Here is a 12,380-nt window from a genome sequence, read left to right as displayed (position 1 = left end):
AGGGCGTTGTGGACACGCCCATGTCAATTACGCACATTGATCACCGATTGACATTAGAAGCTCGCCAACGAGCGAGTGAAACCACGTCTAACGGCGCAGCCGCTTAGGCGTGGTAGTTCATTGTGTGGAAAAAGAGGATGTGGATTCAAACGCCATGGGTCGTGCCTCGGCTTGTCATCAAAAGGGAGTCGAGAACCAAACAAGTAGGTAAGGGAGCGGGCGGGGACAAATGCTGCTTTGCGCAATATCGGCTATGGTTCAGGGAGGTTTTCAGACACAAGCTGACGCAAGGGAGGTCATATGTTGCTTGAAGGTTCCTGTCACTGTGGTTCCGTGCATTTTAGCCTGGAGTCACCGCATCCGTACCCTTATCAGCGCTGCTATTGCTCGATTTGCCGCAAGACCGCTGGAGGCGGTGGCTATGCCATCAACCTGAGTGGCCGTGCCGAGACGCTCGACGTGCAAGGTGGCGAGCATAAGCGCGTCTACCATGCACTGATCGAAGGGGAGCCGAGCATCGGGGAGCGCCACTTCTGTGGTAATTGCGCCAGTGCCATCTGGGTTTACGACCCGCGTTGGCCGGAGCTGATCCATCCTTTCGCCTCGGCGATCGATAGCGACCTGCCAATTCCTCCAGAGCGGGTTCATCTTCTATTGAACAGCAAGGCCAACTGGGTCGAGGTCGATGCCCGGGACAACGACCAATGTTTCGATGCCGCTCCCGAGGAAAGCATCGCTGAGTGGCACGAGCGCAGAGGCCTGGTTAAAGCCTGAGCGCTTGGCACAAGGGTGCTTGAGGTCATGGGACGGTGAGGTTATCGAACCCGGCGTCGGTCACGGTAATGTTGTCTTCGATACGTATACCGCCGCAGGGAGTCAGAGTGTCCACCCGCTGCCAGTCGATCATCTTGCCCGCTTCAGCGGAGCGCAGCGGTTCGAGCAACATGGGGATGAAGTACAGCCCCGGCTCGATGGTGACTACCATGCCAGGCGTCAATTCGCGGGTCAGACGCAAGGCGGGGTGAGCTGCAGGCGGCGGGTTCGGCGTGCCGTCCGGATGGCGCAGCCCGGCAACGTCATGCACTTGAAGTCCCAGAGAGTGACCCAGGCCATGGGGGCAAAAGGCGCGTGTAATGCCGTGGGTCACGGCGTCTTCTGCCGAACAATGGATAAGCCCTTGGCTTTGCAGTACTTCGCCCAAGCCACGATGCATCTGTCGATGCAGATCCACGAAGTTGACGCCCGGCCGAACACTTTCGATCAATTGGGTTTGCAGCCGTTGCATGGCATCGATCAGCTTCCCGAAGGCGGCCGGGGCATCCGGCCCCGCCTGGGTGCGAGTGATATCGGCGCAATAACCGCGATAACGGTACCCGGCATCCACGAGCAGGCTGTGGCGCTTGGACGGGGCGTTCAGGTCGTAACGCTGATAATGCAGCACCCCGGCGTGATGATTGGTGCCGATGATGTTCTGGTAGGGCACCGCGGACTCGCGCTGGCGGCTGGCGCCCAGGTAAGCCAGCTGAATGTCGAGCTCGCCGGCGCCTTGTGAAAAGGCCTCGCGGGCTGCCTGGTGCCCGGCCAGCGCCATACGGTTTGCTGAACGCAAGCAGCTGATTTCATATGCGCTTTTATGCATGCGTAGCTCGTCCAGCGCCTTCAGCAAAGCGTCCGGATTGGGCTTTATGTCGGGCTTGGCATCGGGCGCCTGTGCCAGAGCAGCCGCATCGCCCAGCATCGCCATACGCCCGCCCGGCAAGGTCGGAAGCAAAGGCTCTGGGCTCAGGGTCACGTCAAAGGCGGCGACCCAGGGCTCGTCGGGAAGGGAGGTGGGCAAATGCCAGAAATCGGCTGGCGCATGCAGGTAAAGCTGAGGATTGCGCCCAGGTTGAATCAAAAGCCAGCTGTGCTGTATATCGGCCATCGGCATCCAGTGCATGAAGTGGCCGAAGGTTTGAAAGGCAGGGAATTGATCGTCTGCATAATGTGCAGTGGCGTGGCCACTGTAGAGCAGGACGGCGTCGAAACCGTACGTTTCCAGCAAGGTGGCGTAACGGCGTTGCAAATGGGCCAAATGCTCGCCCTGTTGGGCATGCAGTGTTTCGAGTGCTGTTTCAAACATAACAATAATCCGTTCAAGGGCATGGAATCGGGAGACTGGGCACGGTGGCCCAGAAGGCATCCAGCCCGGCATGATGTTGATTTTGATGACGATAAAGGCGCAATTCCATGGGGACGTCCCAGCGTGGATCGCCTGCGCGTACCAGTTGGCCGCTTTCCAGTTCCGCCTTGATCGTGCGTTCGGGGAGCCAGCTCATGCCGTAACCGAGCAGTACCAGTTCCTTGATGCTGGCGGCATAGGAATTTTCGCTCTGAACTGTCAGGTGAGCTGCCTGAGCCAGGCGCGATAAATGGGCCTTGACCGCCGAACCGAGCAAGCTACGTTTGGGATAGGTAAGCCAGGCGATGGGTTGGCTGCGGCTACCGGGGAGCATCGCGCTGGGCTTGCCTTGAGCATCCGGCGTGGTGACTGCAATCATGCGTTCATGGCCGATCACCCGATAATTGCAGGCACTGGTATCCAGGTCCAGTTCGCAACGCTCCCTTGGCCAGTAGCACAGAGCCAGATCACATTCACCGCGTCCCAGTGCCTGAAAGTACTCGCTGGCGGTCCAGCCGGTGGCACGCAGGTAGGGCTGTATGCGTGACGGCTGGTCAATCACGCAAAGCCACTGGGGCAAAAAGTGCGCCAAGACGCTTTGGGGTGCGGCGAGCATGATACGGCGTTGCTGCCCGGCACTGATCTCCCTTACCCGGTCACGTGTCAGACGAACACGCTCGGTGACCTCTTCACTCAGCGCCAGAAATTCCTTACCTGCAGGGGTGAGCGACAGCGGCAACGTCTGGCGGTTGATCAGGGTGGCGCCCATTTCCTCTTCGAGTAGCTTGATCCGACGCGAAAAGGTGGGTTGGGTGACGTTCTGCTCATCCGCCGCCCGCGAAAAATGCCGTGTTCTGGCCAGGGCGATGAAATCTTCCAGCCAGCGAATTTCCATGAATTACCCCGCTGAGCCTGCAGACGATATGCCTAGCTTCATAAACGATCTTCCTCCACTGCATGGCAGGCGACCCGGGTGCCATCCAACTGAGTGACCAGCGTGGGGGTTTCCTGGCGGCAACGCGCATTGGCATACGGACAACGCCCATGGAACACGCAGCCGCTGGGCAGGTTGACCGGCGTGGGTACTTCGCCTTTCAGACGAATATGTTGGGGACGGTCATCCTCCAGGCGCGGAATCGCCGATAGCAGGGCCTGGGTGTAAGGGTGACGCGGCTTGTTGAACAGGGTGGCGGTGGTGGCGATTTCACACACCGTGCCCAGGTACATGACTGCCACGCGAGTACCGAAGTGTTCCACCACGGCTAAGTCATGGGTAATAAACAGATAGGTCAGGTTGCGGTCGCGTTGGGCGTCCATCAACAGGTTTAACACCTGGGCTTGAATGGACACATCCAATGCCGAAATGGGCTCGTCGGCCACGATGAATTCGGGGTCGACAGCCAGCGCCCGGGCAATGGCGATACGTTGACGCTGGCCGCCGGAAAATTCGTGACCGAAGCGCTTGCCCCAGTCCGGGTCGATGCCCACCGAACTCATCACCTCCTGGACTTTTTCCTGCACTTTCAGACGATTCCAGTCCGGGTGGTGCAGGCGAAGCGGCTCTTCCAGGGTTTGCTGGATGGTCATGCGCGGATTGAGCGATGCATAGGGGTTCTGGAAAATCATCTGCATGCGCTTGCGAAACGGCAATAATTCACGCGAACTGAGATTGTCGATACGCTGGCCGGCGTAACTGATTTCGCCTTCCGTGGGGGTCAACAACCCCATGACGGTACGTGCCACGGTGGATTTGCCGCAGCCGGACTCGCCGACCACGCATAGCGCTTCACCGCGCTTGATATCCAGGTTGACGCCATTGATGGCATGCACGTATTCGCGGTGCCGGACCAACTTGCCACCCTTGAAACGCAGCTGTTCGAGAAAGTCACCGGACAACGAAAAACGTTTTTTCAGATTGCGTATCTGGAGTAGAGAATCGGCGCTTTCCTCATTCTGGGTAGGTGTTTCAGCGCTCTCCAGGTTAGCGCCTTTCAGGTTCATGGCAGTCGCGGTCATGATATTTCCTCCAGCTTCAGACGGCGATCTTCCTGCATTTCCGCCACCATATGGCAGGCGACGCGGCAATTACCCGAATCAACGAATTCAGGCACCTTCTGGACACAGGCCGGGCGCGGTTCACCGTTGGCTTTATTGATGAAATCGCAGCGCGGGTGAAAGGCGCAACCATCGGGCAGGTTGGATAACGACGGCATGCTGCCGCGAATCTGGTTGAGCCGTTCCCCGGGCGTCGCCATTTGCGGCAAGGCGTTGATCAACCCTTGGGTGTAAGGATGCTGCGGGTCGTTGATGATCTCGCGGGTCGGTCCCTGCTCGATGACCCGGCCGGCATACATGACCAGCATGCGTTGGGTAACCTGGCTGACCACCCCCAGGTCATGGGTGATAAGGATCAGGCCGACGTTGTGCTGCTCGCATAGCTCCAGCAGCAACGCCATGATTTCCGCCTGGATGGTGACATCCAGCGCCGTGGTCGGCTCATCGGCAATGATGATGTCCGGGTCGAGCAACAGCGCAATGGCAATGATGATGCGTTGGCGCATGCCGCCCGAAAGCTCATGTGGATACTGATCCAGGCGGGTTTCCGGCGATGGAATCTGGACCTGTTGCAGCTTGTCCAGCGCAATGGCGCGGGCCTGTTTCGAGGAAATCCGCCGGTGGGCCTTGAGACACTCGACCATCTGCTCGCCGATCGAGAGCACCGGGTTCAGGGTCATCATCGGGTCCTGGAAAATCATCGAGATCCGGTTGCCGCGTACTTTGCGCAAGGCGCGCTCGGACATCGAATTCAGTTCGAGGCCGTCGAAGGTGATACTCCCGCCGGCAATAAACCCCGGTTTGCCGATCAAGTTCAACAGGGAAAAGGCGGCCACGGATTTTCCTGCGCCGGATTCACCGACGATGCCGAGGCGTTCGCCACGCTCCAGGGTGAAACTGACGTCGCGTAAAGCGCGTACTTCGCCTTGGCGTAAACCAAAGCGTACGTCCAGATTGGTTACTTCCAGCAATGCCATGGTGCACCTCAGCCTTTGTAGAGTCGTGGGTTCATGACGTCGCGCAGCCAGTCACCCAGAAGGTTGATGGACAGCACCAGTATCACCAGTACCGCACCGGGAATCAGGGTGATCCACCAGGAGCCTGACTGGATATAGTCGAACCCGGATTTGATCAGTGAACCCAGCGAAGGATGCGTCTCCGGCATGCCCAGCCCCAAAAACGACAGCGCCGCTTCCGAAATGATGGCGTTGGCGATCTGTACCGTGGAAATCACGAAAATCGGCGACAGGGTGTTGGGTAGCACATGGCGGAACATGATGCGTTTACTGCGCAGGCCCATGACCCTGGCGGCATCCACGTATTCCTTGTTTTTTTCCGCCAGCACCGAGGCCCTGACGGTTCTTGCATACTGCGGCCATTCCGCCAGGCCGATGATCAGGATCAGCATGATGACCGCATATTCACTGTAAAAGGCGCCTCCCATGGTCGCCTTGACCACGGCGCCCACCACGATGGCGACCATCAGGGTGGAGAATGACAGCTGGATATCCGCCAGGCGCATCAGCAGGGCATCCACGCGGCCACCTAAGTAGCCTGCCATCAGGCCGAAAGTAACGCCTAGCAGTGCTTGCAGGATCACGGCGCCAAAGCCGATCAAAAGCGATACCCGAGTGCCATATAAAATGATCGACAACAGGTCACGCCCTTGGGCGTCGGTACCTAGAATAAAGCGTTCGTCGGCACCGTCGATCCAGAAGGGCGGTAACTCTGACGCCATGATGTCGATCTGGCGCAAGTCATAAGGGTCGGTGGGTGCCAGCAACGGCGAGGCGAATGCCACGATGACCAGGCCGATGAAAATAGCCAGGCATAACTGCGCGGTATGGTCGCGTTTGAAGCTGTACCACAGGTAGGAGTCGCGTAGGCGCTCCCAGCGGCTGGGGATGCGCGGTCGGGTCGTTTGAGAACTACTCTGAGTAACGGTCGGTATCGTCATGCGGGTTTACCGGTGAGTTTGACGGTGGGGTTCACCAGGCCATAGACCAGGTCGACGATGGTGTTGGTCACCACGAAAATTACCCCGACGATCATCAGATAACTGACGATCAAGGGAATATCCGCGTGATTGATGGCATCCAGGAACATCAGGCCCATGCCCGGCCACTGGAAGACGGTTTCGGTGAGTATGGTATAGGCCACCATGGTGCCTATCTGTACGCCGCCGACGGTAATCACCGGCAGCATGGTGTTTTTCAGCGCATGGACGAAATACACCCGACGCATCGAGATACCTTTGGCGCGGGCATACTTGACGTAGTCGGACTGCATGACCTCCATCATTTCCGCCCGAATCAGGCGAATGAAGAGTGGCAGCATGATCGACGCCAGGGCGATGGAGGGCAGTACCAGATGTTGCAGGCCGTTCCAGGTCGCAAGGTTAGTGTCCCAATGGCCGAATACATGCACCAGGTCATAGCCACGCCCGAACGAAGGCATGTTGCCTTCGGTTGAAAAGAAGCCGTTGAGCCAGCTGCCCCAGCCGGTCGACTCGGGAAACAGCGTCACCGTCACGCCGATGGAAAATATCTGGATCAGGATGATCGCCGTCAGAAACACCGGTATCGAAATACCTACAATCGATGCCCCCATGAAAAAGCGCGACAGGATGGCTCGCGGCTTGATGGCGCTGTATACCCCGATGGGCACCGAAAACAGCACGATGATCAAGGTGGAAGCGAAGACCAGCTCCAGGGTGGCCGGCAGGTGCCGTCCAATGACTTCCAGAGCGGGCTCACGATAGAAATAGGAGGTGCCGAAGTCACCCTGTACCGCGTTGAGCGCAAAACGAGCGTACTGCACCAGAAAAGGATCATTGAGGCCGAGGCGCTCACGCAGGGCTTCGCGTTCACTTTCGGGGACCGATTGCCCCACCATCTGCTGGACGGGATCACCCAGGTTGTCCTGGATGGCGAAGGCAAGCACGCTGATGATAAACATCACCAGTATCGCGTGCATCAGCCGCTTGATCAAAAACGCAATCATGGCTCGCGCCACCTATATGAAGGAGTAAAACAGGGGGATAAGTTTTGCCACGGCATAAGGCCACGCCCTTCGGAAATGGCCGAAGGGCGAAGCATCCATGCGTTCTAGTAAAACTTGCGATTATTCGCTGATGACGAGATCACCCAGGTAGGGGAAATCGATAGCGTTGACGACGGGCTCGATATCCACGTCTTCGCGTGCAGCGTAAGCCAGGTTCTGCCAGTGCAGGGGAATGTAACCGGCATCTTCATAGAGCATGGCTTCCGCTTCACGCAGCATTGCGTTGCGCTTTTCCAGATCGGTTTCGCTATCGGCCGCGGTCACCAAGGCGTCAATTTCTTCGTTGCAATAGCTACCGTAGTTGTACTGCCCGGCCCCGGTTTGTTCATCGATACAGAAGGTCAGGTACTGGAAGAAGTTGGCGCTGTCTTCGGTATCCGCGTGCCAACCGATCATTGCCGCGTCGGACTGGCGAGTGTCGTATTCCGGCCAGTACTGGGCCAGTGGCATGGTGCGCAGGTTCACGTCAATATTGATGCGCGCCAGCATGTTAGACACAGCCTGGGCAATCTGGGCGTCGTTCACGTAACGGTTGTTGGGAGCGATCATGTCGATGGTGAAACCATCTGCATAACCGGCTTCGGCCATCAGTTCCTGGGCACGTTCGACGTCATAGCGCGGTGTCAGGTCGGGGTTGTGGCCGGAGTAGCCTTCCGGTGAGAACTGCGCTGCCGGTGTGGCAAAGCCGCGCATCAAGCGGTCGGCGATGCCTTCCTGATTGATGGCGTAGGCGACGGCCTGGCGTACTCTTGGGTCCTGGAAGGCTTCAACGCGCTCTTCGTTGAGTTGGAAGCCGATGATACGGGTGCCATTGATCTCGACCAGATTGACATCGTCGGCCTCACGGACACGCTCCAGGTCGTTGGGTGGCACGGCATCAATGAAATCCACACCACCGGAAAGCAGCGCCGCGACACGCGAGGCGTTTTCGGCAATTGGTGTCAGCACGATGCGGTCGACGTTGCCTGTATCGGTATCCCAGTAGTCATCGAAGCGTTCGAAATCCACGCGCACGCCTTGGCGTCGTTCGGTGACGATGAACGGGCCGGTGCCGGAGACATGACGCGAGGCATAGGAATTGCCCGCCTTGACGATCTCGGACTTGTCATCGCCATCGTCGGTTTCGCCAGTATAAAAGGCGCGATCCATGGGGAAGATGTAAGTGGCCAGGTTGAGCAGCAACGGGTAGGGCTCGCTGGTCTTGATCTCGATGGTGTGGTCGTCAATCGCTTCGGCACTTTCCACCGGCTCGAAAATGGCACGGTAGTCGGGGCTTTCTTTCAAGCGCTCGATGGTCCAGACCACGTCTTCGGCGGTGAGGGGGTTGCCGGAATGGAAGGTGACGCCTTCACGCAAGCTCATGCGCATGGTGGTTTCGTCGACCTGTTCCCATTCAGTGGCCAGGCGCGGCTCGAACTCGAAATTCTTGGTCCAGCGCACCAGAGGATCAAAAGAAAGATGGGAGAAACGCAGCATGCCACCGGAAAGCTGTTCGTGGATATCGAGGGTTTCCGGGTCGGCTGCGTAGCCGACACGCAGGGTTTCCGCGCTGGCAGCCATGGGCAGCAAGGCAGTGCCTGCAAGGGTGGCACCAATGACAGAAGCCAGCATTGTCTTTTTGAAGGAAATCGTTCTTCTGAAGGGCATAGGAGTTCCCATACTATTTAATTATTTTGAAAAACCCGCCAACATATCGCTCGAGATATAGGGCACATATCGAGCGGCGAGTGGACATGGTCGACCCGCAGGCCATAGGCTAACCATAAAGAGACCCTATCGCTTGAGGCAATCGAAATTGTGAGTGGCGTCATTCGTCCACTGAATAGAGAGAGTTGCGGAGAGAGTGACGTTACCGTTGGCTAATCAAAAAAACAGTGGCTCTTCATGCCGTTAACGCTATGTTAGGAATCCGGGCACAACATAAGTAGCCAAAATATTAACAATTCGGGAGGTTTACTGTGAAGATTGGAGCACCCAGGGAAACGGCCAAGGGCGAAGCGCGTGTCGCTTTGACGCCCGAGAGCGCCGTACACATACAAAAATTGGGCCACGAATGCCTGGTGGAAAGCGGGGCCGGTGCGGCGGCGGGTTTTTCCGACGAAGCCTATAAAGAGGCCGGTGTTACCGTCATCGATAGCGCCGAAAAATTGTGGGCCGATGCCGAGATCGTCATCAAGGTACGCGAGCCTTCCCAGGTGGAGGTCGGTTACCTGCGTGAAGGTCAAACACTGATTGCCTTTTTCTGGCCAGCGCAGAATGAGTCATTACTGGAAGAGTGCCGGGCCAAAGGAGCCACCGTGGTCGCCATGGACATGGTGCCGCGTATCTCCCGCGCGCAGAAGATGGATGCGCTGTCCTCGATGGCCAATATCGCCGGTTATCGCGCGGTGATCGAAGCAGGCAACAACTTCGGGCGTTTTTTCACCGGTCAGGTCACGGCGGCGGGCAAGGTGCCTCCAGCCAAGGTGTTGATCATCGGTGCCGGTGTGGCGGGGCTCTCGGCTATCGGCACCGCGACCAGCCTGGGCGCCATGGTGCGTGCCTTCGATGTGCGGCCTGAAGTGGCCGAACAGATCGAATCCATGGGCGCCGAGTTCCTGTTTCTGGATTTCGACGAGAACCAGGATGGTGCCGGCAGCGGTGGCTATGCCGCGCCCTCCAGCCCTGAATTTCGCGAGAAACAGCTGGAATGTTTTCGCGAGCAGGCGCCCCAAGTCGATATCGTCATTACCACGGCGCTGATTCCGGGTAGGCCCGCGCCCAAGTTGTGGCTCGAGGACATGGTCAAGGCCATGAAGCCCGGCTCGGTGATTGTCGACTTGGCGGCCGAAAAGGGCGGCAACTGCGATTTGACCAAACCCGACGAGAAAGTGGTCAGCGACAACGGCGTGACCATTGTCGGCTACACTGATTTTCCCTCGCGGATGGCGACTCAGTCATCGCTGCTATATTCCACCAATATTCGCCACATGTTGACCGACCTCACCCCGAAGAAAGATGGTGAAGTCGTGCATGACATGGAAGATGACGTGATTCGTGGCGCCACGGTCACTCATCAGGGTGAGATCACCTTTCCGCCTCCGCCGCCCAAGGTAAAGGCGATTGCCGCTGCCAAGCCCAAGGAGAAGGTCAAGGAGCCCACGCCGGAAGAAAAGAAAGTCGCCGAACTTGCGGCGATCCGGACTCAGACCAAGCGTCAGGTGACATTGCTGGGGGTGGGCGGGTTACTCATGCTGGTGTTGGGGCAAATCGCACCGGCATCGTTCATGCAGCATCTGATCGTTTTCGTGCTGGCCTGTTTCGTAGGTTATCAGGTGATCTGGAACGTCAGCCATGCGCTACATACCCCGCTGATGGCGGTGACCAATGCCATTTCCGGGATCATCATTCTGGGGGCCGTCTTGCAGATAGGCTCGGGTAACTGGGTGGTGGTCATACTTGCGGCGATTTCCGTGCTGATCGCTACCATCAATATCGTGGGTGGCTTCCTGGTGACACGCCGGATGCTGGCCATGTTCCAAAAATCATAAACGCGGGGATACGACATGTTAGGTCAAGGTTTCGTTTCTGCCGCGGCAATTGCGGCAAGTATACTTTTCATCCTTTCCTTGGGTGGGTTGAGTAATCAGGAAAAGGCCAAGCGAGCGGTGTGGTATGGCATCGTGGGCATGGCCATTGCGGTGCTGTTCACTGCATTTGGTCCCGGAATCGGTAGCTACTGGATCATGATCCCGATGGTTCTTATCGGGTCAGTAATCGGTTGGAATATCGCCAAGCGCGTCGCGATGACCGAAATGCCGCAACTGGTCGCAGCACTGCACAGTTTCGTGGGTCTGGCGGCGGTGTTCGTGGCCTGGAGCGCGGATCTGGAGCGTACCCGGGTCGCCTCGGCACTGCTTTTAGGCGAGGCCACGGATAGATTTTCGGCCTTTGCCGCCCTGCTGGTCACCAAGACCCCCGCCGAGTTGACGTTTCTTCAAGTCGAAATCGTGTTTGCCATCTTCATCGGCGCAGTAACCTTCACCGGCTCGGTGATTGCTTACGGCAAGCTGGCAGGCAAGGTCGATGGTAAATCCCGTCAGTTGCCCGGCGGGCACATGCTCAATGCCGCAGCGGCGGTATTGTCTCTGGTCATGGCTATCGCCTATCTCAACGGCGCGGGCTTCTGGTCATTGCTGGTGCTGGCGGCATTGGCTTTCTTCATCGGTTATCACTTGATCATGGGGATCGGTGGGGCGGATATGCCGGTGGTAGTTTCGATGCTCAACAGCTATTCCGGCTGGGCGGCGGCGGCCATCGGGTTCACGCTTTCCAATGACCTCTTGATCGTTACCGGTGCCTTGGTGGGGTCTTCCGGTGCGATTCTTTCCTACATCATGTGCAAGGCAATGAATCGCAACTTTGTCAGCGTCATCCTGGGCGGCTTTGGCGGCGGCGCCAAGGGCGAGTCCGCCGAGATCGAAGGCGAGCAGGTGGCCATTGATGCCGGTGGTGTGGCGGCGGCGCTCAACGATGCCGAGAGTGTGATCATCGTGCCAGGTTACGGCATGGCAGTTGCCCAGGCGCAGAATTCGGTCAGGGAACTGACACGCAAGCTGCGCGATGCGGGCAAGAATGTACGCTTTGCGATTCATCCCGTGGCGGGCCGCTTGCCGGGGCACATGAATGTGCTGTTGGCCGAGGCTAGGGTGCCTTACGACATCGTGATGGAAATGGATGAGATCAATGATGACTTTCCGAATACGGACGTGGTTATCGTGATCGGCTCCAACGATATCGTGAACCCGGCGGCACAGGAGGACCCCAACAGCCCCATCGCCGGTATGCCGGTATTGGAAGTATGGAATGCCAAGCAGGTGTTCGTTTCCAAGCGTGGGCAGGGTACTGGCTACTCGGGTATCGAGAATCCGCTATTCTTCAAGGAGAATACGCGCATGTTCTACGGCGATGCCAAGAGCAGTATCGATTCCCTGGTGCCGTTGATCGACTGAAACGCCTGGCTTGAGCATTAAGCTGTTGGTAATAAGCTGTTGGATAAGCGCCCGGGTCGTCGAAATCGGCCCGGGTTTTCCGGTTCAACATAGCACTGGCAAAGAATTGT

The 12,380-nt window shown here is 57.8% G+C and carries 10 protein-coding genes; 3 read left to right on the top strand and 7 right to left on the bottom strand.

The window, feature by feature from the left end; genetic code table 11:
• The first annotated feature begins 300 nt into the window (after positions 1 to 300).
• Entirely contained in the window at positions 301 to 774 is a 474-nt protein-coding gene (locus DU506_RS14155) for a GFA family protein (protein ID WP_114487552.1), read from the top strand.
• Between the two features lie 25 nt (positions 775 to 799).
• Here the strand turns inward: DU506_RS14155 and pepQ are convergent, their stop codons facing one another.
• From pepQ to DU506_RS14120, 7 genes are all read right to left on the bottom strand, one after another.
• A complete protein-coding gene (pepQ, locus tag DU506_RS14150; protein ID WP_114487551.1) occupies positions 800 to 2,122 on the bottom strand; it encodes a Xaa-Pro dipeptidase in 1,323 nt (440 codons plus the stop codon).
• 13 nt (positions 2,123 to 2,135) lie between these two features.
• The gene (locus DU506_RS14145) at positions 2,136 to 3,056 is read right to left on the bottom strand and encodes a LysR family transcriptional regulator (RefSeq protein ID WP_114487550.1); all 921 of its coding nucleotides are present in this window, start codon (positions 3,054 to 3,056) and stop codon (positions 2,136 to 2,138) included.
• Positions 3,057 to 3,094: 38 nt separating this feature from the next.
• On the bottom strand, positions 3,095 to 4,162 hold the full coding sequence (locus DU506_RS14140; RefSeq protein WP_114487557.1) for an ABC transporter ATP-binding protein: 1,068 nt from the start codon (positions 4,160 to 4,162) through the stop codon (positions 3,095 to 3,097).
• Between the two features lie 11 nt (positions 4,163 to 4,173).
• Positions 4,174 to 5,193: an ABC transporter ATP-binding protein gene (locus tag DU506_RS14135; protein ID WP_114487549.1), complete on the bottom strand. Its 1,020-nt coding sequence runs from the start codon at positions 5,191 to 5,193 to the stop codon at positions 4,174 to 4,176.
• Positions 5,194 to 5,201: 8 nt separating this feature from the next.
• Positions 5,202 to 6,173 (bottom strand): ABC transporter permease, encoded by a 972-nt coding sequence (locus tag DU506_RS14130; RefSeq protein WP_114487548.1) that lies wholly within the window; start codon positions 6,171 to 6,173, stop codon positions 5,202 to 5,204.
• Complete coding sequence (locus DU506_RS14125; RefSeq protein WP_114487547.1) at positions 6,170 to 7,219, bottom strand: ABC transporter permease; 1,050 nt, start codon at positions 7,217 to 7,219, stop codon at positions 6,170 to 6,172. Before DU506_RS14125 ends, DU506_RS14130 begins: the two co-directional genes overlap by 4 nt.
• Positions 7,220 to 7,339: 120 nt before the next feature.
• Positions 7,340 to 8,908 carry an ABC transporter substrate-binding protein gene (locus tag DU506_RS14120; RefSeq protein ID WP_114487556.1) on the bottom strand — a complete coding sequence of 523 codons (1,569 nt, stop codon included), beginning with the start codon at positions 8,906 to 8,908 and terminating at the stop codon, positions 7,340 to 7,342.
• A 329-nt stretch (positions 8,909 to 9,237) separates the two neighbouring features.
• On the opposite strand from DU506_RS14120, the gene DU506_RS14115 reads away from it, so the two are divergent.
• Both DU506_RS14115 and DU506_RS14110 read left to right on the top strand, forming a co-directional pair.
• On the top strand, positions 9,238 to 10,809 hold the full coding sequence (locus DU506_RS14115) for a Re/Si-specific NAD(P)(+) transhydrogenase subunit alpha (protein ID WP_114487546.1): 1,572 nt from the start codon (positions 9,238 to 9,240) through the stop codon (positions 10,807 to 10,809).
• 15 nt (positions 10,810 to 10,824) lie between these two features.
• A complete protein-coding gene (locus tag DU506_RS14110) occupies positions 10,825 to 12,270 on the top strand; it encodes an NAD(P)(+) transhydrogenase (Re/Si-specific) subunit beta (RefSeq protein ID WP_114487545.1) in 1,446 nt (481 codons plus the stop codon).
• Positions 12,271 to 12,380: the final 110 nt, after the last annotated feature.

It is taken from the genome of Vreelandella rituensis, from assembly GCF_003336665.1.
Classification (GTDB): Bacteria; Pseudomonadota; Gammaproteobacteria; order Pseudomonadales; family Halomonadaceae; genus Vreelandella; species Vreelandella rituensis.
The sequence above is the reverse complement of the archived record's forward strand: the minus strand, read 5'-3'. Positions and strand labels throughout refer to the sequence as shown.

Bases quoted from the DNA above. Each gene is read 5' to 3' on its own strand.
- DU506_RS14155 (WP_114487552.1), top strand. From the start codon at position 301: ATGTTGCTTGAAGGTTCCTGTCACTGTGGTTCCGTGCATTTTAGCCTG.
- pepQ (WP_114487551.1), bottom strand. From the start codon at position 2,122: ATGTTTGAAACAGCACTCGAAACACTGCATGCCCAACAGGGCGAGCAT.
- DU506_RS14145 (WP_114487550.1), bottom strand. From the start codon at position 3,056: ATGGAAATTCGCTGGCTGGAAGATTTCATCGCCCTGGCCAGAACACGG.
- DU506_RS14140 (WP_114487557.1), bottom strand. From the start codon at position 4,162: ATGAACCTGAAAGGCGCTAACCTGGAGAGCGCTGAAACACCTACCCAG.
- DU506_RS14135 (WP_114487549.1), bottom strand. From the start codon at position 5,193: ATGGCATTGCTGGAAGTAACCAATCTGGACGTACGCTTTGGTTTACGC.
- DU506_RS14130 (WP_114487548.1), bottom strand. From the start codon at position 6,173: ATGACGATACCGACCGTTACTCAGAGTAGTTCTCAAACGACCCGACCG.
- DU506_RS14125 (WP_114487547.1), bottom strand. From the start codon at position 7,219: ATGATTGCGTTTTTGATCAAGCGGCTGATGCACGCGATACTGGTGATG.
- DU506_RS14110 (WP_114487545.1), top strand. From the start codon at position 10,825: ATGTTAGGTCAAGGTTTCGTTTCTGCCGCGGCAATTGCGGCAAGTATA.